Raw genomic sequence first — 12,953 nt, forward strand, 5'->3', positions numbered from 1 at the left:
AGCGCCGCGTAGAGCTGGCAGCCGAAGAAGGCGACCAGCCGACGCCCGCGGTTGCGGTGGACGGACCCCACATAGGTGACGGCGGTGAGGAGCTGGGTCCCCTGCGTCGCGTTCACCACGACCCGAGTGTCCACCACATCGTCGCCCTGGGAGCCGGACCGTCTCACCCCCAACAGCGGACTCTGTTCCAAGCCCGACTCGATCGCGTACTCCATGGCGGTGTTGAAGCCGCGTCGGCGCCGCTTGTAGGTCTCCCTCGCCGCAGGTGTCTCGTCAGCTTGAAGGAGAGCCGGTACTGGACATCCCGGAGAACCTTCGGATCCGTGAGAGCGGACAGCCAGCGAACGGCCTGAGAGCCACATGCAGGCGGCTACCAGCTCGGGCGGGGCTCCTCGCCCTTGTGGGCGGGTACGACAGCCCAGCGGACCGCCAGTCGCACTTCCTCTGGCGTCGGCACCTTCGCGCCGTCGCCCATCATGGCGAGGGCCACCGCGGCAAGACTGTCCGCGATGCCCTCGCGGGTCTTCGCTGCGGTAGTCCGCCACCGCGCCGCTATGTACTCGCGGCAGAAGTCCCACCACGACGGATCGGGCTTGGCATTTGCCTTCGCAGCAGCCGCTCGTATCTCCGACTCCGGCAGACCCGTATCCACGTCGAACGCCTCGCCCCGACGCATGGCCCGCCACAGGTCTTGGCGAAAAACCCCAGCCGAGCGTCTCGCTAAGCTCCTGGCCACAACCAGTTGATCACCGTGTTGCGACGACCCGTGGAATTCGGACTCGCCGAGACGTCGCGCTACCTGAACCGAATTCGCGACCGATCCCTGGACGACACGGCCTCCATCCCGGCTTTGCAACGCATGGCCGGAAGGCGTGATGAGCCACAGGTATCCAGCGCGGCAGGGTGCGCGCTTGTCTCCGCGGCATACCTTGCGTCACGGCAGGTCCCAGTCGAGCCATCCCCGCCCAGAGGAGGATCAGAGGTAGGATAGCTAGCATGAGTGAGCCTACTGGCAAGTACTCGATCACCATGCCGCGCGACATCGCGGAAGCGGCCCGCGCCCGCAGCGGTCCCTCCGGTTTGTCCGCCTACGTCGCCGCCGCCGTCGCCCGCCAGATCGAGCGCGACAACCTCAACGAACTCATCGCGGTTGCCGAGGCCGAGCACGGGCCGGTCACGGATGAGGAGATTCAGGCCCTGCGCGACGAGCTCCACCAGGCCCGCCGCGAGCAGACGAGCAGCGGGGCGGGAGCAGCGTGACGCGAGCCTCGGCCGTGCCCGGCGGCACGCTGGTCCTCGACAGCGAGGGACTGGCCAAGGCCGTGCTTCGCGACCGCACGGTCACCGGGTGGCTCGCTCTGGCCCGCGCCGATGACATGCGCGTCATCACGTCCGCCGCCACCCTCGTCGAAGTGGTCCACCCACGGATCAACCGCCCGGCCCTGGAGTGGACCCTCTCCCGCCTCGTCATCGAACCCGTCACCGAGCAAATCGCCCGTCACGCCGCCGCTCTCCTCGCCGACGCCGGATTGCACGGCCACAAGTACGCGATCGACGCCATGCTCAGCGCCACCGCCCTCTCCGCTCCCGGTCCGGTCACCGTGCTGACCTCCGACCCGGAGGACCTCACCGCACTGTGCGGCGGACGCGTCACCGTCTTCAAGATCTGACCGGCACGCGTCGGCACGCGGATCCGTGTTCACGAACCCCGGTTCCCCCGACCGGCCGACTTTTGTGCACGCTGAGGTGTCGCGTTCGCGTCCGTAAGGGCTTCAGCAGGCTGACGAGCTGCCCGTAGACCGCGTTGCCGGCCTGTCGGGTGAGTGGGACAACCAGGCGCAGGTAGACGGCGAGCGCGTCGGCGGGGCGGGCGTCGCGGGCCTGGTCGGCGAGGGTGAGCCACTGGCCGTCGTGGGCGCCGGTTTCGGTGGCGGCTTGCCAGGCGGCGCCGACGTCCTTGTCGTCGAGCAGGGCGTCGACCAGGACGGGGGCGCCATGGACTTCCTTCCGCCCGGCGTCGGCGCGCAAGAGGGCCAGTGCGTTCCCGCGCTCGGCCAGCCAGCAGTCGGCGGCCTGCGCGGCGACGCGCAGTTGACGGTACGTGAGCAGGGTGCGGCGGGCGCCGAAGTGGTCGCGGCGCAGGGCGACGGCATCGGGGAGCCGGCCGGCCCGCGTGTAGTGGTCGGAGAGGTAGTCGACAACGGCAGTGTCAACGGCGGCGAGGTCCCGGATATCCCGGATACCGCGCTCCGCCCAGGCCAGGGCCTCGTCGGACCGCCCCGCGGCGTCCAGCTCCCGGGCGATGACCAGGTGGGTGCGGCCGTCTGGCGCGAGGTCGGCCGCATGCACGGCGATCACCGCATCGACATCGCCTCCCACCTTGGCCAGGCGTTCCATCAGGTACGTCTCGGCCCAGCCGGTGCGGTTGTCCACGACTCTTTCCGCCCTGCCCTGGCCCTGCTTGTGACGACCGTCAGCCTACGACCACCAGTCAGCCCAGTCCGACGATCCGCCGGGAAAGCGACCTTGTCGGTGACCGGTGTGGCGAGCCACGCCAACCACCCAACCCACACAGGAGGCATCAGCGACTGAGCGATCGCCGGTCCTCGTGTTGGTGCGGATGCTCTGCACACGTGTGCCGTGCGGGGAGTCGTAAGGCGCCCTGAGGGCTCTGGGCTGGTGCGGGAGGGCGCGCTCGGCGGGGTGTGGCGCCGCGTGCTGGCTCGTGAATCGGGAACTTGCGCCAAGCCGAGCCACATCCGGGTTGCAATGGCGCCACCATGATGCCAGCATGGCGTCATGAAGCCCGCCGCAAGAGGCTCGCTCAGGGCCCGGCTCGTGCGGGTCGTTTCCGCCGCCTGGAAGCCGACGGCCGTGGCAGGTGGCCTCGGCGCGCCCGGGTTCCGGGGTCCGCTGCGGCCGGAGCCATGGTGGCTGGGCGCGTTGGCGGCACCCCAGCCGTACGACCGCACAACCAACCCTTTTCACCGACCACTTGGTGCCCCCACCGGCGGGGACACCTGGCAACCCCAAGAGGACGGGACAGCCATGCCGAATTTCGACACGCCCGGACCCATCTCCGTGGAACTGCACCTCAACGTGGGCGTCGCCCGGATCACCGCGGGAAGGCGCGCCGAGACCGTGGTCGAGGTGAGCCCGGGCGGGCCCGGGGACGCGGACAAGACCGCCGCGGAGCAGACCCTCGTCGAGTTCTCCGGGGGCAAACTGCTGGTTCGGGCCCCCAAGAAACGCGGCCTCTTCGGGTCGGTGGGCGCGATCGACGTGTCGATCGAGCTGCCCGCCGGGTCGAACCTGGTCGGCGACAGCGCCATGGGCAGCCTCTACTGCGTGGGCGAGCTCGGCGCATGCGAGTTCAAGACCGAGCAGGGCGAGATCAAGGTGGAGCAGGCGGGGCGGCTGCGGCTCAACAACGGGCACGGCGACGTGACCGTCGGCTGCGCCACGGGTGAGGCGGAGGTCCGCGCCTCCGGCGAGGTGCGCCTGGGCAGCATCGAGGGCACGCTGACGTTCAGGAACTCCAACGGTGCCACCAACATCAAGGAGATCACCGGCTCGCTGCGTGCGAACGCCTCCAACGGCGACATCACCGTCGGCCGTGCGCACAGCGACGTCACCGTCCACTCGACGCACGGCAGCATCCGCGTCGGCGAGGTGACGCGCGGCTTGGTCGACCTGAAGGCCGCCGCCGGCGACCTCGAAGTCGGCGTCGGCAAGGGCTCCCTCGCCTGGCTCGACGTGAGCACCCGGTCCAAGACCGGTAGCGTGCACAACTCCCTCGGCGCGGCCGAGACCTCCGTGCCGTCCGAGGCCACCGTCCAGGTGCAGGCCGTCACCGGTAGCGGCGACGTCGTGATCCGCCCCGCCTGAGTGCGGCGTCTGGCCAACGGGCCATCCTGAAAGGCGCCTTGGGGCTTCTAGGGAATGAAGTTCCCCTCTTCACGACGGCCCATGTCCGCGCCGAGGACGCCGATGGCCGCCACGTACGACGACTAGCGCCGACTGACGCCGGGCGGAGCGACACCGCCCGGCGTCCGTGCGTCACCAGGGACGCCTTCAGGTGCGTCGATACCGCCGTGCCGCCGACGACGCGGCCGCGGGACGCGGACGCTCGCCCTCCGGCCCGACGCCGACCTCTCAGCAGTACGCGGCGCAAGCCCGACGGCTTGACCCGGGCCCGGCGCGCGCCCGCCTTCGAACGGACACATCCCGATGAGGAGAAGACGTGTTTCGGTCAACTGCCCTGCTCCCCCACCCCCATGGCTCACATGTGGCGCCATTCATGTGCCATGATGGCGTCATGGACCTTACGCCGTACGTCGAGAGCCTCCGGCACGAGCTCGCCGTCGCCGCGGAAGCGGGCGGTGACGAAGCACGCGCGCTGGCCGACCGGCTGACCGCGCCTCTGGAGGCGGCGGCCCGGCTCGCTCTGCTGAACGCGTTGTCCGCCGCCATGGATCAGGTCACCCGCGATCTGGCACCCGGCTCGGTCGTCGTACAACTGCGCGGACTCGACCCCGAGTTCGTGGTGACGCCACCGCCAGCCGGGGAGACGTACGGGGTAGCGGAGCGGGAGGTTTCGGGCACTCCGCGAGATGAGCGGGCGCCCATGGCGCGTGAGCGCTTCAACGAAGACGAGCGTGAGGGTGAAGACGAGGGCGCGGGCGCGGGCGGCGGCCAAGGTCGCGGCGAGAGTGGCACGGCACGTGTCGACGCCGGGCCCTCCACCGGACGCCCCGCGCAAGCCGACGGGCCCTCCACCAGGCGCCCCGCGCAAGCCGGCGTTCCCTCCACCGGGCGCCCCGCGCTTGTCGGGCGCCCCGGCTCCCCGGGCCACGGGAAGAAGCCGGTCGTCGCCTCAGGCGCCTCGGCCAAGCCCGCACCCCGTGCCGCCGGCCACATCCGCCTCCAGTTCGCCGACGCGAACATGCTCAACTCGGCCGCCGGCCTCTTCGGTTCCGTAACCCGCGACGACGAGACGCTGGCCCTGCACATCCCCAGCGACGGCAGCATCCCCGCCCTGCGGGCCGTCCTGGCCGTCCTGGACAGCGCGTCGATCGAGGCCGAGACGCTCACGGTGCACACCTCCGACCTCGATGACGTCTTCCTCACCCTCACCGGGCCGCTTCACCCCGGCGACCTGGGCGGCGGCCGGCCCTGGCGCACCCTCTGACGGGCTTTCGCCCCGTCCCCTTCTCCCGCCTCCTGCGGCCTTCGCCCGCCTCCTGCGGCTTTCCCGCTCGACCTCGCTCCCCCTGCGGCCTTCGCCCGCCTTCCCTCCCCCTTCAGCCTGCCCTCCCGGCCTCTCTCCCCTGCGGCCTTCCCGCGCGGCCTCCCTCCCCTGCGGCTTCCCGCCCATCCGAACATCCGAACAGGAGTCTCTTCAGCTGTGGCTACGTTCCTCTCCAAACTAGGCCGCTTCGCCTTCCGGCGGCGCGGCTTGATGACCTTGCTGTGGGTGCTCGTCTTCGTCGGGATGGGTTTCGCCGCCAAGTCCGCCCCCACTCCCCCCGCCGACACGTTCTCGATGCCGGGCACCGAATCGCAGAAGGCATACGACCTGTTGGAGGAGAAGTTCCCGGCCGCCAGTGCCGACGGCGCCCAGGCGCGCGTCGTGGTGCGCGCGCCCGCCGGCGAGAAGATCTCCGATCCCGCTCAGAAGGACAAGGTCGACGGCCTCGTCGCCGATCTGGCGAAGGCTCCGCAGGTCGCGAGCGTCGCCGACCCCTTCAAGGGCAAGGCCGTCAGCAAGGACGGCACCACCGCCTACGCGTCGGTCACCTACAAGGTCGCCGCCGCCGAGCTGACCGACGAGGCGCACGACGCGCTCGCCGAAGCGGCCGAGCGGGCGCGGAAGTCGGGGCTGACCGTCGAGGCCGGTGGCGACGCCGTCGAGGTGGAGAGCAGCATGGGAGGCTCCGCCGAGGCCATCGGCATCGGCGTCTCCGCCATCGTCCTGATCCTCACCTTCGGCTCGCTCGTGGCCGCCGGCATGCCGCTGCTGACCGCCATCATCGGCGTCGGGATCGGCCTCTCCGGCATCACCGCGCTCGGCAGCACCCTGGGCGTGTCACCGACGACCTCGACACTGGCCATGATGATCGGACTGGCGGTCGGCATCGACTACGCCCTGTTCGTCATCTCCCGCTACCGCGCCGAGATGGCCGAGGGCCGCGAACGCCAGGAGGCCGCGGGGCGCGCCGTCGGCACCGCCGGCTCGGCCGTCGTCTTCGCCGGCCTCACGGTCATCGTCGCGCTCGCGGGCCTCGCCGTGGTGAACGTGCCCCTGCTCACCAAGATGGGCCTGGCCGCCGCGGGCACGGTCGCGGTCGCCGTACTCATCGCGATCACGCTCGTCCCCGCGCTGCTGGGCTTCGCGCCCGTCAAGGTCCTGCGCCGCCGGGACCGCAAGGCGTTCTACGGCAAGCCGCTCAACGCCCGCCAGCAGCGCAAGGCAGACAAGCGGGCGGCTTCGCCGCGGCCGAACCTGGGGGTCCGCTGGGCCAGCTTCGTGCTGCGCCGCCCCGCCGCCGTTCTGATCGTCGGCGTCCTGGGCCTGGGCACCGTCGCCGTGCCGGCCGCCAGCCTGGAGCTGGGCCAGCCCGGCGAGGGCACCATGGCGGCCGACACCACCCAGCGCAAGGCGTACGACATCCTGTCGGACTCCTTCGGCCCGGGGTTCAACGGGCCGCTGATGGTCACGGTCGAGGGCGAGGACGCGGCGGCCGCGGCCGGCCAGGTGGGAAGGAGGCTGGCCAAGGTGGAGGGCATCGCCTCGGTGAGCCCGGCCACCGTCAACCCGGCGGGCGACACCGCGATCCTGACCGTCGTGCCGACCACGGGCCCGGCCGATGACAAGACCGAGGCACTGGTCAGGTCCATCCGCGGCGACATCGCCGGCGGCAGCCGGGCCGAGAGCGGCGCCGACATCCTGGTGACCGGCCAGACGGCCATGTTCATCGACTTCTCCAAGACCCTCGACGACGCGCTGCTGCCGTATCTGGGCCTGGTGGTCGGCCTGGCGTTCCTGCTCCTGATGCTGGTCTTCCGGTCCGTCCTCGTACCGTTCAAGGCGGCGCTCGGCTTCCTCCTCTCGGTGACCGCGGCGCTCGGCGCCGTCGTGGCCGTCTTCCAGTGGGGCTGGCTCGCCGACGTCTTCGGCGTCGACCAGCCGGGCCCGGTGATGAGCACGATGCCGATCTTCATGATCGGTGTGGTGTTCGGTCTCGCGATGGACTACGAGGTCTTCCTGGTGACGCGGATGCGCGAGGCGTACGTCCACGGGGCGAACACCCGCGAGGCGGTCGTCACCGGCTTCCGGCACGGCGGCCGGGTGGTCGCCGCGGCCGCGATCATCATGACGAGCGTCTTCTCCGGCTTCATCATGGAGGAGGACACCATGGTGAAGATGATCGGTTTCGGCCTCGCCCTCGCCGTCCTGTTCGACGCCTTCGTCGTCCGGATGGCCATCGTGCCGGCCCTGTTCGCCCTGCTGGACAGGTCGGCGTGGTGGATGCCCAGGTGGCTCGACCGGCTGCTGCCGAACATGGACGTGGAGGGCGCGAAGCTGTCCGCGGCGCCGGCCGCCCCGCACCAGGTGCCGGAGCAGCGGCGGGAGCGCGAGCCCTACCTCGTGGACTGAGCCACCCGGTCCAGCACGGTGGGCAGGGCACCGAGGAACGTCGACACCTCGTCCTCGCCGACGATCAGCGGCGGGGCGAGCCGGACCACCTCCGGCGCGACGGCGTTCACCAGGAGTCCCGCGTCCTGGGCCGCTTGCTGCACCTGTGCGGCGAGCGGCCCGGTGAGGACGATGCCCAGCAGCAGGCCCGCTCCGCGCACCCGGTCGACCAGCGGGTGGCCGAGCGCCTCGATGCCCTGCCGCAGCCTCTCGCCCTGCTGTTTCACGTGGTCCAGGAGGCCGTCGGCGGCGATGGTGTCGAGTACGGCGAGCGCGGCGGCGCAGGCGACCGGGTTGCCGCCGAACGTGGTGCCGTGCGTGCCGGGCGTCAGCAGCTCGGCGGCCTCGCCGAAGGCGAGCGTCGCTCCGATCGGCAGCCCGCCGCCGAGCCCCTTGGCGAGGGTGACGATGTCGGGCTCGACCCCCTGCGCCTGGTGCTCGAACCAGTGGCCGGTCCTGCCGATGCCGGTCTGCACCTCGTCCAGGACGAGCAGCGCTCCGGCGGCCCGGGTGATCTCCCGGGCCGCGGCCAGGTACCCGGGCGGCGGCACGACGACGCCGTTCTCGCCCTGGATCGGCTCGAGGACCACCAGCGCGGTGTCGGTGGTGACGGCCGCGGCCAGCGCCCCGGCGTCGCCGAAGGGCACATGGGTGACGTCGCCGGGCAGCGGCCGGAACGGGTCCTGCTTGGCGGGCTGTCCGGTGAGGGCGAGGGCACCCATGGTGCGGCCGTGGAACCCGCCCCGCGTCGCGACCATGTGGCTCCGGCCGGTCAGCCTGCCGATCTTGAACGCCGCCTCGTTGGCCTCGGCTCCGGAGTTGGAGAGGTAGACCCGTCCGGCACGGCCGGACAGGCGCAGGAGCCGCTCCGCGAGCTGGACCGGTGGCTCGGCGATGAACAGGTTCGAGACATGGCCGAGGCGGGCGATCTGCTCGCTGACCGCCCGTACGACGGCCGGGTGCGCGGTACCGAGGGAGTTGACGGCGATGCCGCCGACGAAGTCCAGGTACCGCTTGCCGGCGGCGTCCCAGAAGACGGCGCCCTCGCCGCGCACCAGCGGCACCCGCGGGGTGCCGTAGTTGTCCATCAGCGATGCCTGCCAGCGCTGGATCAGCTCCCCGTTGGCGGTCCCGCTCATCGCAACTCCTCCTCGATGTCCGGCATGACCAGCGTGCCGATCTCCTCGCGGGTGAACATCTCCAGCAGGACCGAGTGGTGGACCCGGCCGTCGATCACCCGTGCGCTGCCGACGCCGTTGCGCACCGCGTGCAGGCAGCCGGCCATCTTGGGGACCATGCCGTCGGCCAGCTCCGGCAGCAGCTTCTCCAGCTCGCTGGCGCTGAGCCTGCTGATCACCTCGTCGCTGTTCGGCCAGTCCGCGTACAGGCCCTCGACGTCGGTGAGCACGACGAGCGCGTGGGCGCGCAGGGCGGCGGCGACCGCGGCGGCCGCGGTGTCGGCGTTGACGTTGTAGACGTAGTCGTCCTCGGCGCTGCGGGCTATGGAGGAGATGACCGGAATCAGGCCGTCCGCAAGGAGCGCCCGGATGGCGCCGGGTTTCACCTCGGTGATCTCGCCGACCCTGCCGATGTCCACCGGCTCGCCGTCGACCTCCGGCATATGCTTGGTCGCCGTGATGGTGTCCGCGTCCTCGCCGGTCATGCCGACGGCGAACGAGCCGTGCTGGTTGATGAGGCCGACCAGTTCGCGCTGCACCTGACCGGCGAGCACCATCCGGACCACTTCCATCGCCCGCGTCGAGGTGACCCTGAGGCCCGCCTTGAACTCGCTGACCAGGCCGTGCCGTTCGAGCTCGGCGCTGATCTGGGGACCGCCGCCGTGCACGACCACCGGCCGGAGGCCGGCGAGCCGCAGATAGACGATGTCCTGGGCGAAGGCGGCCTTGAGTTCGTCGTCGACCATGGCGTGGCCACCGAACTTGACGACACAGACCTTGCCCTGATGGCGGGTCAGCCAGGGCAGCGCCTGGATGACGGACTGCGCGTGTGCCAGCGCGGGATGCCGGCGCGTGCTCGTCCTCATGAGGAGTACGCGCTGTTCTCGTGGACGTACTCGGCGGTCAGGTCGTTGGCCCAGATGACGGCGGACTCCCCGCCCGCCGCGAGGTCGGCGGTGATGGCGACCTCCCGGCCGCTCATGTCCACCGAGTCGCGGCCCTCGCCGATCGACCCGTGCTTGCAGACCCACACGCCGTTGATGGCGACGTTGAGCTGGTCGGGCTCGAAGGCGGCGGTGGTGGTGCCGATCGCGGAGAGCACCCGGCCCCAGTTGGGGTCCTCGCCGTGGATCGCGCACTTGAGCAGGTTGTTCCGGGCGATGGAGCGGCCCACCTCGACGGCGTCGTCCTCACTGGCCGCGTTGACGACCTCGATCCGGATGTCCTTGGACGCGCCCTCGGCGTCGCCGATCAGCTGCCGGGCCAGATCGTCGCAGACGGCCCGGACGGCCTCCGCGAACTCGCCGGCGTCCGGCGCCAGCCCAGAGGCACCCGAAGCCAGCAGCAGCACGGTGTCGTTGGTGGACATGCAGCCATCGGAGTCGACCCGGTCGAAGGTCGTACGAGTCGCCGCACGCAGCGCCTCGTCCAGCGCCGGGGCACCGGTGTCGGCGTCCGTGGTCAGGACGACCAGCATCGTGGCCAGGCCGGGGGCGAGCATGCCCGCACCCTTGGCCATACCGCCGACCGTCCAGCCCGCCGGGCTCCGCACGACGGCGGTCTTGTGCACCGAGTCGGTGGTCTTGATGGCGATCGCGGCGCTCTCGCCGCCGTCCGCGTCCGCGGACAGCTCGGCCGCCGCCTTCCCGACCCCCGTGAGCAGGCTGTCCATCGGCAGTCGGACGCCGATGAGCCCGGTGGAGGCGATGGCGACCTGGTCGGCACTGTGCCCGTCGAGGACCTCGGCCGCCTTCGCGGCGGTGGCCCGGGTGTCCTCCAGTCCCAGCGGGCCCGTGCAGGCGTTGGCGCCGCCGGAGTTGAGGACCACGGCGCTCACCGCGCCGCCCTTGAGGACCTGTTCGCACCACACCACGGGGGCGGCCTTCACCCGGTTGGACGTGAAGACACCGGCGGCGGCCCTGCTCGGACCGTGGTTGACCACCAGAGCCAGATCCGGCCTACCGCCGGACTTGATTCCGGCCGCGATGCCCGCGGCCGAGAAACCTTGTGCTGCCGTGACGCTCATGGCGCAACTCCTATAGTGGAAGATCCCAGTTTCTCGGGGAGGCGGACGGCCGACTTCCCGGCACCGCGCAATAAACTAGCGGCATTTCAGGATTTCAGCACCGAACTGTCCTGTCCACAGGACGCGGGGGTATCGATGACGATGCAATGAGCATGATGCCCGGTCGGGTCGCGTGCAACAGCCCTTCTCCGGGCAGATATCTGGCAATGTTTGAGAACAAGGTTTCCACCCATCCCGATTGGCTTCCCGCCGGGTGGCCAATCGGGCACGGCTTGAATTGGAGTGAACGATGAGCAGCAACCCGTTCGACGACGCCGACGGCCGCTTCTACGTTCTGGTGAACGAGGAGGAGCAGCACTCCCTGTGGCCGTCGTTCGTCGAGGTTCCCGACGGCTGGCGGATCGTGTTCGGCGAGGATGGCAGGCAGGAGTGCCTGGACTACGTCGAGCAGAACTGGACCGATCTGCGGCCGAAGAGCCTGCGCGAGGCGATGGCCGCGGACAAGGCCTGAGGCCTGAACGCGGCGGGTTCCTGAGCGAACGAAGGGTGGGCCCGGTGCTGTCGCCAGCACCGGGCCCACCCTTTGCCGTGGTGGGGGCCTCAGACGGTCTCTGAGACCGTCTCGGCGATTTCCTGCTCCAGCTCCCGGTCGGTGCGCCGGGAGATGATGGAATCGGCCACCTCGCCGCTGCGTACCGCGATGTTCGACAGCAGGGACGAGGAGAGGCCGTGCGTGTGCTCGGTGCCGCCCTGGAGGTAGATGCCGACGGGCAGGTCGGAGGTGGTGACCAGCCGGTAGTCACGCTCCACCCGGTGCCGCCCCGCTTCGTCGCGCAGGCAGTAGCGGTCCAGGTCGCCGAGGAGTTTGGTCGGCTCCATGGTGTCGTAGCCGGTGGCGAAGACGAGCGCGTCGACGTCGAGTTCCTGCGGCTCGCTGTCCAGCAGTGAGTGCAGCACGACGCGGGTGTCGCTCCCGGCCCGCTTCACCTCGTCGACCCTGGTCAGGTTGAGGAAGTGGAGGCGCTTGTTGTTCCGTACCTCTTCCTCGTACGAGCGCCGGTGCAGATCCCTGATGACCTCGTCGTCGACCACCGAGTAGTTGGTGTTCTTGTGGTAGCGCCAGAACGCTTCCCGCGTCCGCTCGGTGCCGAAGTAGTAGTCGTCGACCGCGCTGGGGTCGAAGACCTGGTTGGCGAAAGGCGTGTCGTCCGCGACGGAGTATCCGTAGGACGGAATGATCGCGGAGACCTGCGCGTGCGGAAGCATGTCGTACAGGAACCTGGTGATTTCCGCCGCGCTCTGGCCGGCGCCGACCACCGCCACACTCTTGAGCTGGTCGGGGTCCATCCTGTTGTACTTCTCCAGGAATTCCGAGCTGTGCCAGACCCGTTCATCGCTGGGGATGCCGTCGGGCATACGCGGCACCAGCCCGGTCGAGATGGCCACGTTGCGCGCGTTGACCACCCTGGTGCCCGCCCCGGCGGCGCTGCGGACCTCGACCTGCACGTACTCGGGCGCGCCGGGGCCGGCTTCCGCGGGCAGCCGGATCGCGGTGACCTCCGAGCTGTAGGTGACCTTGTCGGCCAGGCTCGCCTCGGCCCACTCCAGGTACTGGTGGAACTCCTGGCGCGTCGGGAAGAAGTCCTGGTTGTTGACGAACTGCGCGAGTCGGCCCGACTCGTGCAGGTACGACACGAAACTGAACCGCGACATCGGGTTGCGGAAGGTGGCCAGGTCCTTCAGAAAGGAGATCTGCATCGTCGTCGACGGCAGCAGCATGTTGCGGTGCCAGCCGAACGCCGGCTGCCGCTCGAAGAACGCGGCGGTTATCGGACGTGCCGGAACGTTGGCCTGGTGTTCTTCCAGGGCGACGGCAAGCGACATGTTGGACGGGCCGAACCCGATGCCCACCACGTCGTAGATCTCGTGTTCACGAGTACCCATAGAAAATTCTCCCGCTGGCGTAGCTGCGACTGGGACTTCCGCATCTTCAATGGGTCAATTGCGGTAACCCAAGAGGACCCTGGTCGGGATTTATCGTTAACCCTCG

Annotated in this window: 10 protein-coding genes and 2 pseudogenes; 6 read left to right on the forward strand and 6 right to left on the reverse strand. The window is 70.2% G+C overall.

Annotated elements, in window-relative coordinates:
• Nucleotides 1-370: 370 nt before the first annotated feature.
• Nucleotides 371-652, reverse strand: coding sequence for a hypothetical protein (locus ACQUSR_RS09905; RefSeq protein WP_431042192.1), 282 nt, complete (start codon nt 650-652; stop codon nt 371-373).
• 344 nt (nt 653-996) lie between these two features.
• On the opposite strand from ACQUSR_RS09905, the gene ACQUSR_RS09910 reads away from it, so the two are divergent.
• Both ACQUSR_RS09910 and ACQUSR_RS09915 read left to right on the forward strand, forming a co-directional pair.
• On the forward strand, nt 997-1,260 hold the full coding sequence (locus ACQUSR_RS09910; protein ID WP_431042193.1) for a CopG family transcriptional regulator: 264 nt from the start codon (nt 997-999) through the stop codon (nt 1,258-1,260).
• A complete protein-coding gene (locus ACQUSR_RS09915; RefSeq protein ID WP_431042194.1) occupies nt 1,257-1,670 on the forward strand; it encodes a PIN domain-containing protein in 414 nt (137 codons plus the stop codon). Before ACQUSR_RS09910 ends, ACQUSR_RS09915 begins: the two co-directional genes overlap by 4 nt.
• Here ACQUSR_RS09915 and ACQUSR_RS09920 read toward each other — a convergent pair.
• Nucleotides 1,660-2,427: pseudogene (locus tag ACQUSR_RS09920) on the reverse strand (SWIM zinc finger family protein); the annotation flags it as partial. The gene ACQUSR_RS09915 and the pseudogene ACQUSR_RS09920 sit on opposite strands and share 11 nt — an antisense overlap.
• A gap of 621 nt (nt 2,428-3,048) precedes the next feature.
• On the opposite strand from ACQUSR_RS09920, the gene ACQUSR_RS09925 reads away from it, so the two are divergent.
• From ACQUSR_RS09925 to ACQUSR_RS09935, 3 genes and pseudogenes are all read left to right on the forward strand, one after another.
• On the forward strand, nt 3,049-3,888 hold the full coding sequence (locus ACQUSR_RS09925; protein WP_431042195.1) for a DUF4097 family beta strand repeat-containing protein: 840 nt from the start codon (nt 3,049-3,051) through the stop codon (nt 3,886-3,888).
• Between the two features lie 430 nt (nt 3,889-4,318).
• Nucleotides 4,319-4,574, forward strand: a pseudogene (locus tag ACQUSR_RS09930) (hypothetical protein); the annotation flags it as partial.
• 833 nt (nt 4,575-5,407) lie between these two features.
• Complete coding sequence (locus ACQUSR_RS09935; RefSeq protein ID WP_431042196.1) at nt 5,408-7,660, forward strand: MMPL family transporter; 2,253 nt, start codon at nt 5,408-5,410, stop codon at nt 7,658-7,660.
• On the opposite strand, the gene ACQUSR_RS09940 is transcribed toward ACQUSR_RS09935, so the two are convergent.
• Genes ACQUSR_RS09940 through argJ form a run of 3 tightly spaced genes read right to left on the reverse strand, consistent with a single transcriptional unit; the run spans nt 7,645 to nt 10,903 of the window.
• A complete protein-coding gene (locus ACQUSR_RS09940) occupies nt 7,645-8,838 on the reverse strand; it encodes an acetylornithine transaminase (RefSeq protein ID WP_431042197.1) in 1,194 nt (397 codons plus the stop codon). The two genes, ACQUSR_RS09935 and ACQUSR_RS09940, sit on opposite strands and share 16 nt — an antisense overlap.
• The gene (gene argB / locus ACQUSR_RS09945) at nt 8,835-9,743 is read right to left on the reverse strand and encodes an acetylglutamate kinase (protein WP_431042198.1); all 909 of its coding nucleotides are present in this window, start codon (nt 9,741-9,743) and stop codon (nt 8,835-8,837) included. Before argB ends, ACQUSR_RS09940 begins: the two co-directional genes overlap by 4 nt.
• Complete coding sequence (gene argJ, locus ACQUSR_RS09950) at nt 9,740-10,903, reverse strand: bifunctional glutamate N-acetyltransferase/amino-acid acetyltransferase ArgJ (RefSeq protein WP_431042199.1); 1,164 nt, start codon at nt 10,901-10,903, stop codon at nt 9,740-9,742. Before argJ ends, argB begins: the two co-directional genes overlap by 4 nt.
• 289 nt (nt 10,904-11,192) lie before the next feature.
• Here argJ and ACQUSR_RS09955 point away from each other — a divergent pair, with 289 nt between their 5' ends.
• Complete coding sequence (locus ACQUSR_RS09955) at nt 11,193-11,414, forward strand: MbtH family protein (protein WP_431042200.1); 222 nt, start codon at nt 11,193-11,195, stop codon at nt 11,412-11,414.
• An 89-nt stretch (nt 11,415-11,503) separates the two neighbouring features.
• Here ACQUSR_RS09955 and ACQUSR_RS09960 read toward each other — a convergent pair whose 3' ends face one another.
• Nucleotides 11,504-12,847, reverse strand: coding sequence for a lysine N(6)-hydroxylase/L-ornithine N(5)-oxygenase family protein (locus ACQUSR_RS09960; protein ID WP_431042201.1), 1,344 nt, complete (start codon nt 12,845-12,847; stop codon nt 11,504-11,506).
• Nucleotides 12,848-12,953 lie beyond the last annotated feature (106 nt).

Origin of the sequence: Streptomyces sp. P1-3 (assembly GCF_050613155.1) — a bacterium.
Lineage (GTDB): Bacteria > Actinomycetota > Actinomycetes > Streptomycetales > Streptomycetaceae > Streptomyces.

What these genes read in the sequence shown, in the direction of transcription:
- ACQUSR_RS09910 (WP_431042193.1), top strand. Translation starts at nt 997, where the DNA reads ATGAGTGAGCCTACTGGCAAGTACTCGATCACCATGCCGCGCGACATC.
- ACQUSR_RS09925 (WP_431042195.1), top strand. Translation starts at nt 3,049, where the DNA reads ATGCCGAATTTCGACACGCCCGGACCCATCTCCGTGGAACTGCACCTC.
- ACQUSR_RS09940 (WP_431042197.1), bottom strand. Translation starts at nt 8,838, where the DNA reads ATGAGCGGGACCGCCAACGGGGAGCTGATCCAGCGCTGGCAGGCATCG.
- argB (WP_431042198.1), bottom strand. Translation starts at nt 9,743, where the DNA reads ATGAGGACGAGCACGCGCCGGCATCCCGCGCTGGCACACGCGCAGTCC.
- argJ (WP_431042199.1), bottom strand. Translation starts at nt 10,903, where the DNA reads ATGAGCGTCACGGCAGCACAAGGTTTCTCGGCCGCGGGCATCGCGGCC.
- ACQUSR_RS09955 (WP_431042200.1), top strand. Translation starts at nt 11,193, where the DNA reads ATGAGCAGCAACCCGTTCGACGACGCCGACGGCCGCTTCTACGTTCTG.
- ACQUSR_RS09960 (WP_431042201.1), bottom strand. Translation starts at nt 12,847, where the DNA reads ATGGGTACTCGTGAACACGAGATCTACGACGTGGTGGGCATCGGGTTC.